Origin of the sequence: Bacteroides oleiciplenus YIT 12058, assembly GCF_000315485.1 — a bacterium.
Lineage (GTDB): Bacteria > Bacteroidota > Bacteroidia > Bacteroidales > Bacteroidaceae > Bacteroides > Bacteroides oleiciplenus.
The window spans coordinates 1,419,443-1,440,777 of the sequence record NZ_JH992940.1 but is presented as its reverse complement, the minus strand read 5'-3'; the positions used below and the strand labels follow the sequence as shown (position 1 = coordinate 1,440,777).

Here is a 21,335-nt window from a genome sequence, read left to right as displayed (position 1 = left end):
AAACTTATGAATAGGAAAAATGTATATATAGTCGGAATAGCTTTATTATATTCTGTTTCGGCAATGGCTGATGGCAATATTAAGACAAAAACAAAGTTTGATGAACGTCAGACGTCGGCTGTCTCTACAGTGACATCAGAAGAATTGGAAAAGAATTCCACCCCTAATCCTTATAATACATTATATGGTTTATTACCGGGATTGAGTGTACTGCAACAGACAGGTTGGACTGATAATGCAAAATTGATTGTACGTGGCAGAGGTTCGCTGAATGGGGCGGAGCCACTGATTATAGTCGATGGATTTCCCCGTCCATTAGAGTACCTGAATGTGGCGGAAATAGAGTCTGTTTCCGTATTGAAGGATGGTGCAGCTACAGCTATATGGGGACCGAGAGGAGCGAATGGTGTGGTCGTCATTACCACAAAGCGTGGAAAAGAAGCTAAAATGAGTATTGATGTGAACTATCGGTTTGGTATGGGACTTCCTATAAATCAACCTAAGTTTGTCGATGCCTATACTTATGCTCAGGCTAAAAATGAAGCATTGTTGCTGGATGGATTGCAGCCACAGTATACCAATGCCCATTTGGAGGCTTTTAGGGATGGGAGCAACCGCGATCTCTATGCTGATACGGATTGGCTTGGTGAGGGGTTGAGAAACCAGTCTTTTAACAATCAGGCGGACTTTACATTTCAGGGCGGAGGTAAGCGTCTCCGGTATTTCACCATGTTGAGCTATAAAAACGATTATGGAATACTGAATTCAGCTTATACCGATTATTCTGATCGTTATAATACACAAATGAAGAAGTATAATCTGAATTTCCGGATGAATTTGGATGTGGAGGTCACCTCCACCACAATGGCTAAACTGACCATGCTGGGAATGTTATATGAGCGGAAACGCCCCAACACGGCAGAAGATAAGATTTTCTCAGGTTTATATAAAACTCCTTCTGCCGCTTTCCCCGTCAGGACAAGCAATGGTTACTGGGGTAGCAATACTGTGTATAATGATAACCCGATTGCGCGCATTGCCGATGTCGGATATTATAAGGAGAATCAGCGTATGTTGCAAGCTGATTTACGGATTATACAGAATTTGTCGGTAATAACAAAAGGGTTGAGTGCAGAGATGGCTGTTTCTTATGATAATAGTGCAACTTATCAGGAGACTGGAAGCAAGAACTTCCTGTACGAGATTAATTCCTCGGTATTGAATCCGGAAACTGGCGAATATCAGATTAACACTGAACGTTTCGGAGATGATAAGGCTTTGACAGTTGACAATAAAGGACTGGCTGACCAGTATATACGTGCTAACCTGGAAGCTAAAGTTGTTTATGACTGTACCTTTGGAAAACACTCCATTACAGCATCAGGTCTGTATCGCCAGGAGTCGTTGACCCCAACTGGTAAGGCACAATCACGCTATCGTCAGTATATTACAGCCTCTGCCGGTTATAGCTATGCCAATCGCTATTTATTGGATGTAGTGGTGAATCATAGCGGAACCAGTGTATTACCTAAAGGGGACCGTTTCCGTACTTATCCGGCAATTTCGACCGGTTGGATTCTTTCGAACGAATCATTCATGGAGTCTGCGTCTTTCATCGATTTGCTGAAACTCCGTGCATCATGGGGGCGCTCTGGTTATGATGGCTTTGACTATTATTTAGACCGTCAGTACTGGGTAGGTGGTGCCGGTTTTGTGACGAATGATGCAGGAGGTACGCAAAGTGGTTTGAAAGAAGGTCGGCTGGCCATTTCTGATATGTCATGCGAAATCTCCGACAAATACAATGTAGGTTTGGACATGCGTCTGTTCAAAAACTTGACTTTCACTGCCGATTATTTTATGGATCGTAGAAGAAATATTCTGGTTGACGGTGCCAATCTGGTCTCTTCGGCATTGGGTATAGAAATAGCCAAGACCTTTACGGGAGCTGTTGATACCAAAGGATTTGAACTGGCTCTGAACTGGAATGGTGCAAAGAAAGATTTCAGTTATCATGCAGGAGCCAATTTGTCTTATGCCAAAACGAAAATAGTGGAGAATGGAGAAGGATATAAACCCTATTCTTATTTATCTGCTAAGGGATATCCTGTCGGCCAGATATTTGGTTTGGAAGCAATTGGATACTTTCGCGATGTAGAGGATATAGCGAAAAGCCCTACACAAACATTCTCGGATGTACGCCCCGGTGACATCAAGTATAAAGATCAGAATAATGATCAGAAGATAGATGATAATGACCGGATTGCTATCGGACATTCTTCTATGATTCCCCAATTATATTATGGTATCAATCTGGGATTCGAATATAAAGGCTTTGGAGTGGATATGCTGTTTCAGGGTGTTGGCGGATACAGCAAAATATTGAATACGGCAAATGTATATTGGCCTTTACGCAATAATACCAATATTTCCACTTGGTATATGGACGACAATATACGTTGGACGGAAGAGACGAAAGATATAGCCAATCTTCCCCGCCTGACAACTCTGAATACAAGTAATAACTTTCAAAATAGTACCCAGTGGCTGGTTAATGGCTCATACTTGAAGCTACGTAATCTGAATGTATATTATAACTTGCCGCAACAGTGGATAAAGAAGATGAAGATGGAAGCCTGTCAGGTTTTTGCGCGTGCTAACAATGTGTTTTCATTGGATCATGTGAAGTATTCGAATTGTGAGGATCTGAGTGTTAACTATCCGGATATGCTTTCTATCTATTTCGGTTTTAATGTAAAATTCTAAAAAGTACATGATTATGTTTAAGAAATATATTGCTTTTATATGTATATCACTTTCGCTGTCTGGCTGTGATTTCTTAGATTTGGAAGAAGCTACGGACATAACGAAGGAAGGAGCTTATACATATGATTTTAATAATGTAAATAAATTGGTGGCTTATGTTTATTCTTTCTTGCCACAGGATTTTGGAGTAATGGGAGGTGGCGCTTTACGCGAAGCGGCAACGGACAATGCTGTGTTCACATGGAGCAATAGTAAGGTTTACGATGTATATGATAATGCATGGGGACCGCTTAACACCATAGATGATGTGTGGGGTGATTTGTATACTGCCATCCGCTCTGCCAATTCATTTCTGGAAAACTACTCTTTGGAGAAACTTGAGTACTTTAAATGGAATGAGGACTATGAAGAAAACCTGAGACGTGCCAAACGCTATGTATATGAGGTACGTGCGCTTCGTGCTTTTTATTTTTTTGAATTATGTAAAAGGTATGGGGATATTCCTCTCCTGACTCGTACTTATACGGTTGAGGAAATCAACTCTGTTGAGAAGACGAAATTCGCGGATGTGATTGACTTCATTATCAGGGAATGCGACGACATTGTTCCAGGTCTTCCCATTACACAAGATGCACCGGGAACCACTGTTCCCGAGTCCGAATGGAATGACTATGGATTGGGTGAAACAGGTCGTGTGACTCGTGGTATGGTAATGGCTTTGAAATCGCGTGCCCTTTTGTATGCGGCAAGTAAGTTGCATAATCCTGAAGCTGATAAAGAGAAATGGGAAAAAGCTGCTACGGCTGCTTATGCCATAATCAAAGAGAATTGGTATTCATTGCCGAATATAGAGGATGATCCTTTGTATGACGCCAGAGGCGGACATGATATACTTAAGTCTAAGCAACTTATATTTGTGAAACGCAATGGAAGTACCAGTTCTTTTGAAGGTTATAACCTGCCCATTGGCTTTGAGGGTGGAAATAGTGGAAACACTCCGACCCAAAATTTAGTGGATGCATTTGAGATGGCGGATGGGGTGGCTTTTGATTGGAACAATCCGGAACATATTCAGAATATGTACGTCGATGCGGAAGGACGAAATACCCGTGATCCACGTTTATATACAACCATATTATACAATGGTTCTGTATTCATGAAGAATGCGATAGAAACCTTTGTAGGTGGAAAGAATGCTTATCCTATTGAAGGTGCTTCTTTGACCGGATATTATTTGCGGAAGTATATGAATGAGACAGTGTCATTATCACCTGCCAAACCGATTTCGCAACCCCATCATTTTGTAATATTCCGCTATGCTGAAATATTACTTAATTATGCTGAAGCCATGAATGAATGGCAAGGTTCGGACTATACAGACGGCACACATCCAATATCGGCACGCGAAGCTCTCAATCAAATACGTTTTGCGGCTAATATGCCGTCCGTAACGGAGCAAGGGGAAGCTTTCACACTGCGCATTCGTAGTGAGCGCCGCATAGAACTGGCATTTGAGGATCATCGTTTCTGGGATATCCGCCGGTGGAAAATCGGAGAAGTGGTAAAAGAAATTTATGGAGTAACGATACAGAAAGTAACAGACGGGTTCTTGTACACGAAGAGTAAAGTACAAGAGCGCAAATGGGAGGATAAGATGTATCTATATCCCATATCTCAGGAGGAAGTCTTTAAGAATTCTAATTTGAAACAAAATACAGGATGGTAGGAAGAACGGATAACATGTAGTTTTTAATTGGATCCAGGTCATATTTATTATGTCTGGATCTAATTTTCGTAGAAAAGAATTTGTAGTTTTGTTTTCTTATACGTTCCGTGTGGGTAGGTTTTATGAGTGACGTTTAAACACAGTTTTAAGCCTTTTAAAATTATCTATAGGTAAATGCCTAACTACCTATAGGTAATGGGGCAACTACTTGTAGGTAGTTGAATAACTACTACTAAGTAGTTTGGCAAGTAATCCGCATGGCTCGTTATAGAATCATAATTTAATGGATAAAATGATGTGGAATTATTATAAATTATTTCTTGTATATGTATTGAGTTATCTGGTGCTACCTCAACTTTCAGCCGGAGAGCGGAGTTATGTGATACCTCAGTTAACATCGGAAATGAGACAAATAGAAATGTTGTTGAATGGAACTTGGGATTTCAAGCCTTCTTCTAAAAGCGGATGGACTACAATTCAGGTTCCCGGAGAAGTCGTGATGCAAGGTTATGCCATTGAGCACGACCAGCCTTTTTGGTACCGCAAATCGTTTGCACTGCCGGATAGTTATAGAAACAAAAGAGTCATACTTCGTTTTGATGGAGTCTACAGCCATGCTTGTCTGACGGTAAACGGGAAAAAGGTCAGGGAGCATTTTGGTGGGTTTACTCGTTGGGAGACGGATATAACTTCTTATGTAAAAATCGGAAAGAAGAACGAAATAGAACTGGAGATTACTGATCGCCTGGATGACATATCTTATGCTTCAGGTTATGCCCATCACCCCATTGGAGGCATTTTACGGGATGTTGTCATATTTGCTATGCCGGAAACTCATATCTTTGATTTTTATGTTGAGACTGTTTTGGATGCTTCTTACGAGGATGCCGTGTTGAAACTCGGATATTCAGCGTTCGCAAACGAGGAGTCGGAGATTAGATATACACTTCTATCTCCGCAGGGAAAACATGTAGAACTGCCTGTTTCGGTCTTTCCGTTAAGGAAAGGAGAAAATGTGAAAGTTGTAAACGAACTTCCTGTCAACAATGTGCTGAAATGGGATGCGGAACATCCGAATCTTTATTCATTGACCGTCACAGTTTGGCAGAGGGGGAAGGAGATAAGCCGCTTTAGTAAGAGAATAGGTTTCCGTGAGGTCCGGATAGTAAAAGAGCGTATGTTGGTGAACGGTATGCCGATAAAGTTGCGCGGTGCCTGCCGACATGATATACATCCCACTTTGGGACGGACGACGACTGAAAAACTGGACAGTCTGGATGCCGTTTTGTTTAAACGTGCGAATATGAATTTTGTACGTACTTCACATTATCCCCCTACTGAAAGATTTCTGGAATATTGTGACGAACTGGGGCTTTATGTGGAATGTGAAACCGCCGTCTGCTTTGTAGATACCTATCGGCAAAAGAACTATAAACCGGGAAAGTCTCAGGATGATGCTGATTTTACCCATCGTTATTTATCGCAATGTATGGAAATGGTGAAATCCTTGCGGTCGCATTCTTCTATTATATTTTGGTCAATAGGAAATGAAAGCAGATATGGCGAAAATTTCAGAGCAAGCTGGAATTGGATGAAGAAAGTTGATCCGGCGCGTCCTGTTATTTTCAGTTGGCCAGGCACTGTAAAGGAAGAAGATAAGATGTATGATATATTGAGCATGCACTATCCAAACGTAAATGGAAGTTTAAATCAGTTTGGGATGACTGTACAGAACTTTGAAGGATATGGTATGCCTGCCTTGTTTGACGAATGGGCGCATCCGGCATGCTATACGTATGAAACTTTAAGGGAAGACCCTAACATTCGGGAGTTCTGGGGAGCTTCATTAGATAAAATGTGGAGTAAGTTATTCAACACCTCTGGTGGACTCGGGGGAGCTATTTGGGGATATATTGATGAAACCTTTATGGTTCCTGAACTAAAAGTGGGAGAACCCTATTGGAAGACTTTTGCAAGAACAGCAAAGCCGGAAGAGTTCCAGGGGAATTGTGTCGGTTATGGCGAATGGGGAATTGTAGATGTGTGGCGACGTGAAAAACCGGGATTCTGGTCTACGAAGAAAGCGTATTCTCCGGTCAGGTTGTCAGTTGAACAGATTGCAGGTTTTACACCTGGAGAACGACTGATAGTACCCGTTCATAATCGTTTCGACCATACTAATCTGAGTGAAATAAATATCCGTTATACTCGTAATGATAATATTCCGAAAACGATCTCTCTGGATTTGGCTCCACACGCGAAGGGGAGTTTAATCTTACCAGAGGAAGATTGGCAGGATGGTGACCGGATTTTGGTAGAGTTCTATACTTCCGATGCCCAATTGATTGATGCCAATCTGATAACTTTAGGAGAGAAAAAAGTTCCGTTTCCTTACAATAGCGGTCACAAAAGAGCATTGCGGGTGACTGAAACGGATGAGTTGGTCATTGTTGAAGGTGATGATTTTACTATTCCGTTCAACAGGCATACAGGGCTTATCTGTAATGCCGTTTCTGCCGGCAAAGTGGTGCTGGAATCAGGACCTTTCTTGAATCTGAATACAAACTTAAATCATCTGACCGGCGCTGAGGTACGAAAAGATGCAAAGAAGTTTATTCTTTCAAAAGACAATTGGATTAAAAAGGATTTTGTGTGTCAATTGAAAAATGGTAAAGTGAAAATTGCATTGTCCGGAGAATATGGTGAAGTCAAAATTGACCTACAGATGCTAATTCTTCCGGAAGGACAAATAGAAATGAATTATATTGTATCAGGTGCCCCCAACGGCTATGTACGCGAGTCCGGACTCTCTTTTCTTCTCCCTGATGCTTACAATTATCTGAAATGGGAACGCAAGGGGTATTGGGATTACTATCAGGAAGGGGCTTTCGCAGGCAATAATGGCTGTGTGCCTTTATACAATAATCATCGCGTAGCATATCGGGAAAATCCACGGCAAGTGTGGCAATTGGACACTCATAATTACTATTATTGGGCCGATGCTGGTGCCAACTGTCGCACACCATTAACTCAGGTAGCTAAGGGGTTGAAAGAGAATATTTATTATTATACACTGTCTCAACAGAAAGATAAGTCCGGCCTTCATTTGTCTGTGATATCTCCGGATGCTTCATTGGCCTGCAGAACGAGCAAACGGGTAGACGAGCAGCTGGTTTTGTATATAATGAGTAAGTGGGACTATCCGGAAATAGCTTGGGGAAACTATTGCAAAACTCTGGAGGCATCTCCCTGCTTTGGAAGACTAACAATTGTATTATAAATAGAATTAGATATGATTTGGAGAAAAATAGTTTATGTTTTGTTACTCAGCTGGATTGCTATATCAGCTGAAGCACAGAGTAACGCTTCGCGTATGGATTGGTGGCGTGAGGCCCGTTTTGGAATGTTCATCCACCTGGGCTTATACTCTGCGGCTGCCGGAGAGTGGAATGGGAAAGAGGTGGAAGGAATTGGTGAGTGGATACAGAATTTTGCCAAAGTACCGAATCGTGAATATGAAAAGCTGCTGTCTGATTTTACTTTGAATAAATGCAAACCTGAAACCTGGGTGCAGATAGCAAAGCAAGCCGGTGCAAAATATATTGTTTTCACGGCTAAGCATCACGAAGGTTTCTGCCTTTATCCGAGTGATGTTACTGATTTTGATATTGAGAGCACACCTTACAAAGGTGATCCGCTGAAAGAACTGATAGAGGCTTGTCATAAGTATGGTCTAAAAGTAGGAATCTATTACTCACATCGTCAGGATTGGAGAGAAGAAGATGCTGCCGTAATGAAAAACGAATATGATGGGCATTATGGAAAAGATAAATCGGAAGTAAAACCAAATTTGAACCGGTATATCCAAAACAAAGCGTTGCCACAGATGCGTGAGCTGCTTACGAATTATGGAAAGATTGATTTGTTATGGTATGATACTCCTTTTGATTTGTCAAAAGAACAGAGCCAGCTTTTTGTCAATGTGGTTAGAGAATTGCAACCGGATTGTTTAATCAATGGTCGCGTGGGATATAATCTTGGTGATTACGGGGCATTGGGTGATAATGAAATGCCTTGTGCCTATGCTCCAACGGATTTGGAAATGGTGGCTACTCTGAATCACACCTGGGGATACAAAAAGAATGATCATGCTTGGAAAGGGAAAAAAGCAATTCTTTGCTCACTGATAGAGGCTGTAAACCGGAATATCAATTATATGATTAATATAGGGCCGCGTGCAGATGGAGTGGTTCCCCAGCCGAGTGTTGATGTGTTGAGTTTTGTAGGAAACTGGTTGAGGGTAAACTCGGAGGCTATTTATGGTGCAACCGGAAATCCGTTCAATGATAACTTTCCGTGGGGCTATGTCACTCGAAAGGGGAATAATCTATATTTGCATTTAGTTAGTCAACCACAAAATAATCAGATTGTACTGAAGGGACTACAGTCAGGTATTTTATCGGCAGAGATGTTATCATCCGGTCAAAAACTGACTGCGAATCATAATAAGATATCTGTTCCTGAAGGATTGGATTATGAGTGTGTGCCGGTTCTTAAACTTATCTGCCAAACTCCTTTGAATATAAGTACTGTGAATTTTCCGAACGAAGGGATTATAAGTATGCCGGCTGCATCCGGTAAGAAAGTACCAGGGAAGAAAGGATGTTTTAGAATAGCCGAAGGAGGGAATACGGAAAACTTCAATCCTCAGACAGGAAAACTACTGTTGGAATGTGTGGTTGACGCCCCTGGGGAGTATGACGTGAGGTTATATACCAGCAGACATTGGAGGCGATCATTTACGGAAGGAACTAAAGTTTCTTTGAAGATAGGGGATGAAAAACAATTTAAGGCCTGTTTGCTGAGAAAAGATGAGGAACTGGTAAACGTCAGGCAGAATTCTTATCCTGAAACATGGAGTCATATTGGGACGGTGCTCTTTGAAAAGACAGGAAACAGAACGTTGGAGCTTTCGATAGATACGATTGGTACATATAGTCGTCTTGGATTTTTTGGCGAGGATATTCAGAATGAAAGCGAGAACAATGTTCGTGTCATGCGGATTGAACTGATAAAAAGAACCGGGGAAGATATAGAACGTAAGTTGAGTGATTTGAGAAATTTACGTAAATCAAATCCATTACCATTACCTCAGGCTACTTCAGAAGAGTTGGCGGAGGCTCTGAAACTGATAAAGCGATATCAATTGAAACGTATGCAGAATGGGCAGGTAGCGGGACTACCATTGTCCAATGAAGAAAAGCTTACTTTAGCACAGGCTCAGGAATTAAGTACAGCGACCCGTGCTTTAGCTTATGCTGTATTAGAGAAACATTCTGGAGCAGAAAAAGACTTTACTCTATTTATTGATTATTTGATTGCGCAGAAAGCTATTGAACGTATTGCCTTTCGCTATAGCAATTATCAGGCTGTCCGCAAAATACCTGACGACTTCCTGAGTGCTTTATCGGTTTGTGACGATACCCGGAAATCACAATTGATTGAGGGAGTAAAAAGTCTGTTAGAATTTGAGCAAGTGTATCTATCCTCCTCCCGGTTAGCTCCCAGAATAAACTCGGATTATATTTATAATGTGCCTCCTCACTTGCTTATTTGCACATTGTATAATCCGGACGACCACCAGGCTTTAATTGATTTAGAGGCTTTCTCCCATTTCCTTTCTGCCTGTACTCAGTATGTTCCGGGAGGGAATGACTGGCTGAAACCTGATGGGACTGGCTTTCATCATCGGACACATTATAATGGGTATATGTATTCCTATAAGACTTGGGTTGAGTACGCAACTCGGCTGAAAGGTACTACTTTCCGGATAGATAGCGGTGCTTATCAACGTATCCGTAAAGCGATAATTTCTTTATATTTAATGGCTACCCGTTCAACATCAGACGATAATCACTATTATGCCAATAGTTTAGCAGGGCGTCATCCATTTACGGGTATTGGCCTCAGTTTTACGCGACAGCTTTTTGAACAACTGATAGAAGTAGGAGGAGACATAAAGGGGGAAACTGTCGACTTGGAATTAGCTTCCTATTATAATTACTTCTTTATGACAAAGAAGTATAAGAGTGCTCCCGAATTGAATTTAGAAGGCTTTTATCAGTTCAATTATAGTCCATTGGGAATTTATCGATTTGATAATTGGGTAGCTACTATGCGTTGTCCGACAACGAACTTCTGGGGTGCTGAAATATATGCAGAAACAAACCGTTTCGGTAGGTATCAAAGTCATGGAACGCTGGAGGTGCTGTATGACGGATCGTTGGAACGTTCCGGATATCCGGGCAAAGGGCATAAAGGATGGGACTGGAATGTAATACCGGGGAGTAGTACTGTGCATTATACATCCTGGAAAGAAATGATGCCGGGGGGTAATGCCACGGATCGTTTTGACCAGAAATCTTTGACTACAAACTTTTCCGGTGCCCTTTCATGGGGGAACTGTGGCCTGTTTGCTGCTGCATTCGATCAGGGAGACAATTGGGGAAAGCAGCGCTTTGAACCTACCAACCTGAGATTTTGCAAATCCGTTTTTGCTATTGATGGTATGCTGATAAGTCTGGGTAGTGATATTTCTGCCATAGGCAATTATGCCGATAATCGTTTAACGGCAACCAACCTTTTTCAGGTAGTGGGTGAAGAAGGGGGTAGTGCAGTAGTCAATAGAGAAGAGATTAAACGAAATAGAGTGAGTTCTTTGAACTTGAAGGAGGAAGATGCGTGGTTGGTTACTCCTAATACTACAGGCTACTATCTCCCTGCCGGTAATGATTCGTTGATAGTGCAATCTGTAGAGCAAAATGTTCCTGTGTCATCGGGACTTCAAAGTGAATTGAAGAGTACGAGAGTTACCAAAGCTTATATTAATCATGGGGTTAAACCTAAGGATAAAGGATACTGTTTTGTTGTTGTCCCTAATACTACTTCACGAAAGATGGAAATGTTAGTGAAGCAATTACGAAAGAAGAGAGGATTGTTTGAGGTGTTGTCAACGCGGGATTCCGTCCATGTGTTGAGGCACCATTCTTCCGGCACTATAGCTTATTCCTTATTTGCTCCGGTTTCACACTTATCTTATGGATGTTTGCGTTCTTCTGATACTGAACTATTGTTTATGGAAAGGATGGATAAGAAAAAAGGTACGCTCGATGTCGCATTATGTAATCCTAATCTTCGGCCTCAGCCATCCAAAGCGTACGGGTGGATAGCTACCCCCACCTATGCATCACTTGTATTGAACGGGGAATGGGCATTAGTCGACGTGGAATGTTCGGAGAAAGTTCTTTTGATTGAATCAAAGGCTACTGCTACCACAATCAAAGTGGCACTCTCCGAAGGAGAACCACTCTATTTAAAGTTGGAAAAGAGAACATCAAATGACTCTTTCTCTGTAAAATGAAAGAGTCACATAGAGATAATTTTAAATATAAATAAGTAAAAAAATGAAGTCGATTCTATATTCTTGCATAGTACTTCTATGTACATCATTAAGTTTTGTATCTTGCAATTCTTCTGATGAACCGCTGAAGTTTGCAATAGTATCAGATTTGCATGCTTCGGCTATGCCTGATGGCAAAGAGCGTATGCAGACTGTTGTGGATGTCGCAAATAAAGAAAATGTAGATTTTCTGATTCAATTAGGTGATTTTATACGTCTTGATAGTGCAAGCCGGTCATTAAATGCTATTTGGAATGAGTACGAAGGGGAAAAGTATCACGTATTGGGTAATCATGATTTAGATACCTATACAAAAGAAGAGTTCTTGAAAGGATTTGGAATTCCTAACCGTTATTACTCTTTTGATAAGGGTGATTTTCATTTTATCGTGTTAGATGGCAACAACCTCTACGATGGCAAAGAATATCGTCATTATGCCAAAGCTAACTATTTCGTTGAGTCCGGGATGCGTGCCTTTGTTGATCCGGAACAATTGGAATGGTTGATAAATGATTTGGCTGCAACTGATAAAAGATGCATTCTGTTTTCCCATCAAAGTATAGACAGTTTTATGAATAATGGTGATAAAGTGCGTCAGGTATTAGAGAATGAAAATAAACGTACCGGGTTTAAAAAGGTAGTATTGGCTTTCAGCGGTCATAACCATAGTAACTATACGAAAGAAATAAATGGAATTGCCTATATGCAGATTAATAGTGCATCTTATGTGTGGGTTGGCAAACCGACAATGACTGAGAAGCGTTACTCCAAGGCCATTAATGAAAAATATCCCTTATTACGCCATTCAATTACTTACAATAAACCTTTATATGCCATTGTTACGTTGACGAAAGACAAAATTGACGTTAAAGGTACGCAAGCTGATTTTCTGCCTCCTACTCCCCGGGAACTGGGACTCAGAGATTCAATTGATATTTATCCGCTTGTTTCCACCATAGCGGACGCACAGATTGATTTAGATTGAAGTATATGTCCGATACTTTGGGAGTGGAACGTCGTCAGTCGGTTTCATTGGCATAACAAGCTTTATACGCTACTTCCGCATATCTCTTGCCAAAAATAATCTGGCTATCTGCACTGAAATGAGGGTCTTTCTCATTAATCAGGGGAACCAGTTCTTTGGATGATACACAATAAGAATTAGGAATATGTTGCGGAACGGTGCGCAACATCTTGTTGAAAGCTTCCGAACTGTCGTCAGTGCTCCATTCAGCAATTTCACCCACGATAAAGGGAAGGTCTTCATTACCCAGATCTTTCCTCAAATCCGTGACTAACTTTTGCAGTTTTGCCATATACGTTTCGGGGTGTCGACTATCGCTTTCTCCCTGATGCCAGATGATAGCCTTTAATGTTCCATACTTCATTGCCTGGCGTATGCGGGATAAGGCTTCTCCATAGTAATTAGCCTCTGCACCTTTCAGCCATGAATGGATGGAAGTTCCTCCGCGTGCATTTACCACTAACCCTAATTTATGCCCGGTTTTCTTTGCAATGGTTTTTGAAAAGGAATAAGCCGGACCTACCCCTTGCATCTTCAGGTCTTTACGGATAGTGGAATATTTGTTCAACGGATTACTGGCGGGTTCCATGTCACCGGTTGGAGTGAGCAGATATACATTGTCGATACTATCTTTATAGTTATCGGTGATGTATCCTCGCCCTGCCATATTGGACTGGCCGATAAACAGGAAAATATCCAGTTTAGTATCTGTGGACTTGTCACCGGCGTAGGTGGCTACACTTATGATAAGTAAGCATAATGATAATAAGATGTGTTTCATGGTTCTATTCGATTTTATCTATTCGTTTATATTAGTGGCAAATATAAGCAGATAATAGAATTCCGGCAACGGAATGTTATACTTTTATATAGAGTTTTTATGGTATTAATACCCTGTCGACAAGAAGTTAAGAGTTTGTCAACAAGAAGTTAACTCTTTGTTGACAAACTCTTAACTTCTTGTAATGGGCTGATTTACAACGCCCTTCTTCTATCCTTTTTTCTTGCCCTAAAATTAGGATACGGATAACCTTTTCATCGCTATTTTCTTGGGAAATTTCTAATAAGTATTATCTTTGCGGAAATTCACATTCATACAGAGTCAACATTTACAGGTAGGTAGTCGTTAATAGATTATATTTTAATTTCATTTTATGAAACATTCTGTTCTTTTTGCCTGCATTGCCATATGTCTGATTCTTGCCGGATGTAGGCATCGGCAGGAACCATCCGTGCCGATAGCGGTAGCTGTGCAGGAAGTTGAACCTAAAGATACGGCTGTATTGGAATTTCCCCATCCTAAACAGACTTTACTGACTGCTGACGATATCACCCTTACCAAAGAATTGCTTTATGACCAACATACTTTGGAAGATACTTATCCCTATAAAGATACGGTACGCTCTTTCAAGTGGGACGTAATCCGCAATTGCTTGGCCTACATTGAGAATATGCAGACTGATACAGCAAAATGGGTTGTGTTACAGAACTATAAGAATCTGAACAAAGAGGCTCCGCTGGTTCGCAAGTTCGTGCGGAATGCCTATCGCCGTGTATCCGATACTTTGGGAGTGGAACGTTATCAGTCTGTTCCGTTGTATTTGCCTACTGATACCGTAGTTCCCGAACGCTACGGAAGAGATGGTACAATTGCCTATCTGAGGGGTGAAGAGGGAAGTTTCTGCCGGATACATCCTGTTACTTTTGAAGAAGAGTGGCTGGCTCCGCGCCGTTATCTGAAACAACTGGTTGACAGTACAGTTTTCAATCATGTTGTTTTTGTCGACCGTCTGGATCAGAATATCGCTACTTTGGAACATGTAGGCAAAGGTGAATGGAAGATACGCAGCATGAATCCTTCTACCACCGGAAGACATGCCCCACCTTATGCCCAGGAAACTCCCTTGGGGATGTATCTGATTCAACAGAAAAAAACGCGTATGGTATTTCTGAAAGACGGTTCGGCGGAGACAGGAGGGTATGCGCCTTATGCCAGTCGCTTTACGAATGGTGCATATATACACGGGGTTCCGGTAAACGTGCCGCGTACCAGTATGATTGAATACAGTTGGTCGTTGGGCACAACACCACGCTCTCATATGTGTGTGCGCAATGCCACTTCGCATGCCAAGTTCGTCTTTGACTGGGCGCCTACCGAACGTTCTTTAGTAGTAGTCATTGAATAGTGACTTTTCATTTTTAACTATCTGTGTGATAAGCATTAGAAGAAAAAATAGTAATTTAGCCGCCGTTATTTCTCTGATGAACCATTATGCTGCGATTTTTTGTATCTATTTTATTCTTATTTATTCCTTGTACTTTGTTTTGGGGTGGCAAGTCGTCTGATAATGCACCGGAGTCACCCAAGGCTATGGCTAAAACAGATGTTGAGGCTTGTGCCGATTTGTATCGTTCCATGCAATTGGAGGGAGTTGTTAGTTGGAAAGCATTTCGCCAGGCAGTGGCAGGCTATAATAAGATTGAAAACCGCAAGCGGGATATATTGACTTTGATAGACTTTTCCCGTCCTTCTACGGAGAAGCGTCTTTGGGTATTTGATATGAAACAATCTAAAATACTTTTTACCTCGGTTGTTTCCCACGGAAAGAATAGCGGTACTAATTATGCTACTTCTTTTTCCAATGAATACGGTTCTTACAAAAGTTCGTTGGGCTTCTATCTCACAGAGTCCACTTATCAGGGCAAGAATGGTTATTCACTTATCCTGAATGGCTTGGAGAAAGGTATTAATGACCGTGCCCGTGAGCGTGCCATTGTAATGCACGGAGCGGCTTATGCCGATCCTTCGGTGGTGAGTAAGGGCGGCAGATTGGGTAGGAGTTTTGGTTGCCCGGCTGTTCCGCAAAAACTTTCCCGTCCTATAATAGATGCTATCAAGGGAGGAAGCGTGATGTATATCTATGCTGAAACTTCCGATTATCTGGCGCACAGTTCTATTTTATAGTATCTTTTTCTACCTTTGCACGAATTTTTTCGGGGGATTAGTTTAATGGCAACATCAAAAGAAATGACGGCAGGACGGGCATTGCCGTTAATATTCAATTTCACCATGCCTTTGTTGATGGGAAACCTCTTGCAACAGACGTACTCTCTAGTCGATGCGGCAATCGTAGGTAGGTTTCTGGGTATTAATGCGCTGGCATCTGTCGGGGCAAGTACTTCGGTGGTGTTTCTGATTCTTGGTTTTTGCAATGGGTGTTGTGGTGGGTTCGGTATTCCGGTGGCACAGAAGTTTGGGGCACGGGACTACAGTACGATGCGGCGCTATGTGTCGGTCAGTTTGCAATTGGCGGCGGTGATGTCGGTGGTGATTGCATTGGTTACAAGTATCCTGTGCGATGATATTCTTCTGATGATGCGCACACCGGATAATATATTTCAAGGGGCTTATTATTATTTGCTGGTGACGTTTATTGGGGTACCCTTTACTTTCTTCTATAATTTGTTGTCCAGTATCATCCGGGCGTTGGGAGATAGTAAAACTCCGTTCTGGTTTCTGCTTCTTTCCACTGTACTTAATATTATTCTCGATTTGTTCTGCATCTTGGTTTTGGGTTGGGGAGTGGCTGGGGCGGCGATAGCTACGGTCATTTCGCAGGGCGTATCGGCAGGGCTGTGTTACTGGTATATGATGCGCCGTTTCACGATATTGCGGGGAACGCCCGATGAACGGAAATTCGATGGTGCATTGGCGCGGAGGCTGATGTATATAGGTGTGCCTATGGGATTGCAATTCTCTATTACGGCTATTGGTAGCATCATGTTGCAGAGTGCCAATAATGCATTAGGCACAGCTTGTGTGGCTGCATTTACGGCAGCCATGCGTATCAAGATGTTCTTTATGTGCCCGCTTGAGAGCTTGGGCATTGCCATGGCTACTTATACCGGACAGAATTATGGAGCAGGGAAACCTGAACGTATCTGGATGGGTGTCAAGGCAAGTGCGTTGATGATGATTATTTATTGGGTATTTACATTCTGCGTGCTGATGCTGGGGGCACGGGCGTTTGCTTTGCTCTTTGTGGAGGCTTCCGAGTTTGAGATATTGAAAGACACGGAATTATTCTTGCATATTTCCGTGTCTTTCTTCCCGGTCCTCGGGGTGCTTTGCATCTTGCGCTACACCATTCAGGGGGCGGGATATACTAATCTCGCTATGTTATCCGGAGTTTCCGAGATGATAGCGCGTGTATTGGTCAGCCTCTATGCGGTTCCTGCTTTCGGTTATCTGGCTGTGTGTTTCGGCGACCCGACGGCATGGATTGCGGCGGTCCTGTTTCTGATACCTGCCTTTATTTTTGTGTATCGCAGGTTGCTGCGAGTGAAAAGAGAGTTGTAGCAAAGAGCAGCAGGTTTAATAGGTTAAAGGAATAATGCAAAATTAGTTCTTTAATTTAAAAAACGTATCTTTGTATGAGGTTGAATGTTTATGACTGAACGTAAAATCATACATATAGACATGGATGCGTTCTACGCCTCCGTAGAGCAGCGTGACCATCCGGAGTTGCGCGGAAAACCTGTTGCCGTAGGCTATGCCGAAGAACGTGGGGTAGTGGCGGCTGCCAGTTATGAGGCGCGTCGCTTTGGAGTTCGTTCGGCTATGCCATCCACGAAAGCAAAGCGGCTTTGTCCGCAACTTATCTTTGTGCCCGGGCGGATGGAGGTATATAAAGACATCTCCCGCCAGATACATGAAATTTTCCATGAATATACGGATATCATTGAGCCGCTTTCTCTGGATGAGGCTTTTCTGGATGTGACAGAGAATAAATCCGGTATTCCGCTGGCTGTAGATATTGCCAGGGAAATCAAACGGAAGATTCGGGAAGAACTTAATCTCGTGGCATCTGCCGGAGTATCTTATAATAAGTTTCTGGCAAAGATTGCCTCGGATTATCGCAAGCCGGATGGACTGTGTACCATCCATCCTGACCAGGCTCTGGATTTTATTGCCCATCTTCCCATTGAGAGTTTCTGGGGGGTAGGCCCGGTGACGGCAAAGAAGATGCATTCATTGGGGATTCACAATGGAGAACAGTTGCGTGCCTGTTCGCAAGCCACATTGCTACGTGAGTTTGGGAAAGTCGGTTCGTTGTATTACGATTGTGCAAGGGGAATCGACCTTCGTCCGGTGGAATCTGTGCGTATTCGTAAGTCTATCGGATGCGAGCATACGTTGGAGAAAGATATTTCGCAACGCTCGTCGGTTATTATCGAGTTATATCATACTGCAGTGGAACTGGTGGGGCGGTTGGAGCATAAAGATTTTAGAGGAAACACATTGACGCTGAAAATCAAATTTCATGATTTCAACCAAATAACGCGTAGTATTACGCAGTCTAAAGAATTAATCACTCTCGATGTAATCCTACCCTTGGCGAAACAATTACTGAAAGAGGTGGATTATGAACACCATCCTATCCGCCTAATCGGTCTTTCCGTTTCTAATCCGCGGGAGGAAACAGAGGAGAAGGGCGTTTGGGAACAGTTGAGCTTTGAGTTTAGTGATTGGAAATGAACCCTCTTTCCCTGTGATTTATTAATCCGATGTACAAATGGATGATTTTGTACCCAACTCCGGATAATCAGATACATTGTTTTGGTGAAACTTGCGTACTTTTGCCTCATAGTATAACAGATAATCTAACTTTTAAATATTATGAAGAAGAACACGCTTTGCCGCATTATCTTTTCTTTCTGCCTGCTTGTTGTCGCAGGTGTTTCAGCACATGCCTATACCGAACGGAATCTTTTGCAAAAGACTGCCGGTAGCGAAGAAAAACTCAAAGAAGTATTGGTGATGAATCAGGCTTGGGTGCCTTATCCTGCCTATAACGACCGTTCCGCCTGGGATGCTTTGTTGGGTGCTGATAAAGAAACGCTTATCTGTGCCGGTGAAAAACAGTTGAATTACGAATGGAAAGTAATCCGCGCCACCGACTATCTGGAATATGAACGCAGTGGCGAACGCAATATCATGCAGAACCCTTATGAAGCAAACCGCAAAGCCATCAATGCCCTGATGCTTGCCGAACTTGCCGAAGGAAAAGGACGCTTCATCGACCAACTGGTGAACGGTGTGTTTTTCAGTTGCGAAATGACTTCCTGGGTACTTTCCGCCCATCTGGTACGCCAAAGCACGAAACGCTCTTTACCCGATTACCGGGAACAGGTGATTGACCTCGGTTCCGGCAACTATGGTTCTATGCTCTCGTGGGTATACTATTTCTTCCATCACTCATTCGATAAACTGGACCCTGCGATTTCTTTGCGTCTGCGCCAGACTTTGCAGGAACGTATTCTTGACCCCTATATGAATAATGATCGCGAATGGTGGATGGCCTTTCACTGGAAACCGGGAGAGATTATCAATAACTGGAATCCGTGGTGCAACTCGAATGTGTTGCAATGCTATCTTTTGCTGGAAAACGACCGTGACCGCCTGGCAAAGGCAGTATGGCGCAGTATGCAGTCAGTCGATAAGTTCATCAACTTTGTAAAAGCCGATGGTGCCTGCGAGGAAGGTCCTTCTTATTGGGGACATGCCGCAGGAAAGATGTACGACTATCTTCAGATACTCTTTGACGGTACAGGCGGAAAGGTCTCGCTTTTCGAAGAGCCAATGGTGCGCCGGATGGGAGAGTATATCAGTCGTACATATGTAGGCAACGGTTGGGTAGTGAACTTTGCCGATGCTTCCGCTAAGGGCGGAGGTGACGCTCCGTTGATTTACCGCTACGGTCATGCCGTGGGCAGTGATGAAATGATGCAGTTTGCAGCCTATCTTCTGAATGGCAAACACCCCTCCATATCTGTGGGAAATGATACCTTCCGTTCCTTGCAGTCCATCTTGTGGAATGGAGAGTTGGAAAAGACAGTGGCAGCCCATACCATACCTGCTTGTACTTGGTATCCCGAAACGGAATTCTGCTACCTGACGAATAAGTCCGGTTGGTTCCTGGCAACAAAAGGCGGCTTCAATAATGAAAGCCATAATCATAATGATGTGGGTACTTTCTCCTTGTACGTCAATACCATACCGGTGCTGATTGATGCAGGTGTGGGAACATATACGCGACAGACATTCAGCAAAGACCGTTACACCATCTGGACGATGCAAAGCAACTATCATAACCTACCGATGATTAACGGTGTGCCGCAAAGTTTCGGACAGCAATATAAAGCTACGGATGTTGTTTGTCAGCCTAAAAAGCGTTTCTTCTCAGCCGATATAGCTACAGCCTATCCCGAAGAAGCCGGAGTGAACAACTGGACACGTGCGCACTCCCTGGGCGAAAAGCAACTGACCATCACCGATACTTTCTCCCTGAAATCAGCGAAAGCACCTAATCAGGTTAACTTCCTTACCTGGGGAAAAGTGGACATTTCCGTTCCCGGAAAAGTGACTATTGAAGTGCTGGGACAAAAGGTTACGCTGGAATATCCCCGCGAGTTCACAGCAGACCTTGAAACAATCGAATTGCCGGATACGCGTCTTTCCAATGTCTGGGGTCCCGAAATATACCGCATTACATTGAAAGATAAAGAAGCACGATTAACGGGCAAGTATAAGTTCGTTATCAAATAAATAATCTATATTTGCGTTTTAGAATATAAAAACGCGAAACTATGGGTTGTTTTATGAACTTTTTGTGGCTGATATTCGGAGGCATCCTTACAGCTATTGAATATCTTGTTGCCAGTTTGCTGATGATGATTACCATTATCGGCATTCCGTTTGGTATGCAAACGTTGAAACTTGCCACGCTCGCGCTGTGGCCTTTCGGAAAGACGGTGCGGAGCGGAGAGCGTTCGGGCGGATGCCTCTACGTGTTGATGAATGTGCTGTGGATATTTCTGGGTGGCATCTGGATTTGCCTTTCACACTTGGTGTTTGGAGTGATCTTGTGCATCACCATCATCGGTATTCCCTTCGGTTTGCAGCACTTCAAACTGGCGGCATTGGCGTTGACTCCTTTTGGAAAAGATATTGTTGCAGATTAAACAGAAAAGAAAAGGGCGAAGAACTTTTCAGTTCTCCGCCCTCATTCATTTTATTTAAAGGTGTTGTTTACATGGTAATGTTAGCTTGCTTTGCAAGCAGTTTCTGAAGTTTGCCATTCAAAGTCTGGCACATTGCACCGTTTCCCATTGCTTGATAACGCTTAATACGGTACTGTAACATAAAAATTTCATTTGCATTCTTTTTCATAATCGTCTTGTTTTGTGCCTTCCGCGTTTCGGAAAGCGGGTTTTACATCTTTTTCTTTATCTTATTAACGCTGCAAAGATACGAAATGTTCATGAGAAATATGTTCTATAACATAAAAATGTGCACT

General features: G+C 42.6%; 13 protein-coding genes. 11 read left to right on the top strand and 2 right to left on the bottom strand.

The window, feature by feature from the left end; translation table 11 throughout:
* Positions 1–6: 6 nt before the first annotated feature.
* From HMPREF9447_RS06295 to HMPREF9447_RS06270, 5 genes are all read left to right on the top strand, one after another.
* The gene (locus HMPREF9447_RS06295) at positions 7–2,766 is read left to right on the top strand and encodes a SusC/RagA family TonB-linked outer membrane protein (protein WP_009128864.1); all 2,760 of its coding nucleotides are present in this window, start codon (positions 7–9) and stop codon (positions 2,764–2,766) included.
* 7 nt (positions 2,767–2,773) lie between these two features.
* Entirely contained in the window at positions 2,774–4,492 is a 1,719-nt protein-coding gene (locus HMPREF9447_RS06290) for a RagB/SusD family nutrient uptake outer membrane protein (RefSeq protein ID WP_044137491.1), read from the top strand.
* A gap of 283 nt (positions 4,493–4,775) precedes the next feature.
* Positions 4,776–7,772 carry a glycoside hydrolase family 2 protein gene (locus HMPREF9447_RS06285; protein ID WP_148374781.1) on the top strand — a complete coding sequence of 999 codons (2,997 nt, stop codon included), beginning with the start codon at positions 4,776–4,778 and terminating at the stop codon, positions 7,770–7,772.
* A 12-nt stretch (positions 7,773–7,784) separates the two neighbouring features.
* Positions 7,785–11,912, top strand: a complete 4,128-nt coding sequence (locus HMPREF9447_RS29025) for an alpha-L-fucosidase (protein ID WP_009128861.1) — start codon at positions 7,785–7,787, stop codon at positions 11,910–11,912.
* A 43-nt stretch (positions 11,913–11,955) separates the two neighbouring features.
* Complete coding sequence (locus HMPREF9447_RS06270) at positions 11,956–12,936, top strand: metallophosphoesterase family protein (RefSeq protein ID WP_009128860.1); 981 nt, start codon at positions 11,956–11,958, stop codon at positions 12,934–12,936.
* Positions 12,937–12,970: 34 nt separating this feature from the next.
* Here HMPREF9447_RS06270 and HMPREF9447_RS06265 read toward each other — a convergent pair whose 3' ends face one another.
* On the bottom strand, positions 12,971–13,756 hold the full coding sequence (locus HMPREF9447_RS06265; RefSeq protein WP_009128859.1) for a sialate O-acetylesterase: 786 nt from the start codon (positions 13,754–13,756) through the stop codon (positions 12,971–12,973).
* Between the two features lie 373 nt (positions 13,757–14,129).
* Here HMPREF9447_RS06265 and HMPREF9447_RS06260 point away from each other — a divergent pair, with 373 nt between their 5' ends.
* The 6 genes from HMPREF9447_RS06260 to HMPREF9447_RS06235 all read left to right on the top strand — a co-directional run bounded on the left by HMPREF9447_RS06260 (position 14,130) and on the right by HMPREF9447_RS06235 (position 21,000).
* Positions 14,130–15,161, top strand: a complete 1,032-nt coding sequence (locus HMPREF9447_RS06260; protein ID WP_009128858.1) for a L,D-transpeptidase — start codon at positions 14,130–14,132, stop codon at positions 15,159–15,161.
* 86 nt (positions 15,162–15,247) lie between these two features.
* Positions 15,248–15,940, top strand: coding sequence for a murein L,D-transpeptidase catalytic domain family protein (locus HMPREF9447_RS06255; protein WP_009128857.1), 693 nt, complete (start codon positions 15,248–15,250; stop codon positions 15,938–15,940).
* 45 nt (positions 15,941–15,985) lie between these two features.
* Positions 15,986–17,335, top strand: coding sequence for an MATE family efflux transporter (locus HMPREF9447_RS06250; protein WP_044137488.1), 1,350 nt, complete (start codon positions 15,986–15,988; stop codon positions 17,333–17,335).
* 90 nt (positions 17,336–17,425) lie between these two features.
* Positions 17,426–18,514, top strand: a complete 1,089-nt coding sequence (dinB, locus tag HMPREF9447_RS06245) for a DNA polymerase IV (RefSeq protein WP_044137788.1) — start codon at positions 17,426–17,428, stop codon at positions 18,512–18,514.
* A 141-nt stretch (positions 18,515–18,655) separates the two neighbouring features.
* Complete coding sequence (locus HMPREF9447_RS06240) at positions 18,656–20,584, top strand: heparinase II/III family protein (RefSeq protein ID WP_009128854.1); 1,929 nt, start codon at positions 18,656–18,658, stop codon at positions 20,582–20,584.
* Positions 20,585–20,625: 41 nt separating this feature from the next.
* Positions 20,626–21,000 (top strand): YccF domain-containing protein, encoded by a 375-nt coding sequence (locus HMPREF9447_RS06235; protein WP_009128853.1) that lies wholly within the window; start codon positions 20,626–20,628, stop codon positions 20,998–21,000.
* Positions 21,001–21,067: 67 nt separating this feature from the next.
* On the opposite strand, the gene HMPREF9447_RS28770 is transcribed toward HMPREF9447_RS06235, so the two are convergent.
* A complete protein-coding gene (locus HMPREF9447_RS28770) occupies positions 21,068–21,208 on the bottom strand; it encodes a hypothetical protein (protein WP_167549111.1) in 141 nt (46 codons plus the stop codon).
* Positions 21,209–21,335 lie beyond the last annotated feature (127 nt).

Bases quoted from the DNA above. Each gene is read 5' to 3' on its own strand.
- HMPREF9447_RS06265 (WP_009128859.1), bottom strand. From the start codon at position 13,756: ATGAAACACATCTTATTATCATTATGCTTACTTATCATAAGTGTAGCC.
- HMPREF9447_RS06250 (WP_044137488.1), top strand. From the start codon at position 15,986: ATGGCAACATCAAAAGAAATGACGGCAGGACGGGCATTGCCGTTAATA.
- dinB (WP_044137788.1), top strand. From the start codon at position 17,426: ATGACTGAACGTAAAATCATACATATAGACATGGATGCGTTCTACGCC.
- HMPREF9447_RS06240 (WP_009128854.1), top strand. From the start codon at position 18,656: ATGAAGAAGAACACGCTTTGCCGCATTATCTTTTCTTTCTGCCTGCTT.
- HMPREF9447_RS06295 (WP_009128864.1), top strand. From the start codon at position 7: ATGAATAGGAAAAATGTATATATAGTCGGAATAGCTTTATTATATTCT.
- HMPREF9447_RS29025 (WP_009128861.1), top strand. From the start codon at position 7,785: ATGATTTGGAGAAAAATAGTTTATGTTTTGTTACTCAGCTGGATTGCT.
- HMPREF9447_RS06285 (WP_148374781.1), top strand. From the start codon at position 4,776: ATGGATAAAATGATGTGGAATTATTATAAATTATTTCTTGTATATGTA.
- HMPREF9447_RS06290 (WP_044137491.1), top strand. From the start codon at position 2,774: ATGATTATGTTTAAGAAATATATTGCTTTTATATGTATATCACTTTCG.
- HMPREF9447_RS28770 (WP_167549111.1), bottom strand. From the start codon at position 21,208: ATGAAAAAGAATGCAAATGAAATTTTTATGTTACAGTACCGTATTAAG.
- HMPREF9447_RS06255 (WP_009128857.1), top strand. From the start codon at position 15,248: ATGCTGCGATTTTTTGTATCTATTTTATTCTTATTTATTCCTTGTACT.
- HMPREF9447_RS06235 (WP_009128853.1), top strand. From the start codon at position 20,626: ATGGGTTGTTTTATGAACTTTTTGTGGCTGATATTCGGAGGCATCCTT.
- HMPREF9447_RS06270 (WP_009128860.1), top strand. From the start codon at position 11,956: ATGAAGTCGATTCTATATTCTTGCATAGTACTTCTATGTACATCATTA.
- HMPREF9447_RS06260 (WP_009128858.1), top strand. From the start codon at position 14,130: ATGAAACATTCTGTTCTTTTTGCCTGCATTGCCATATGTCTGATTCTT.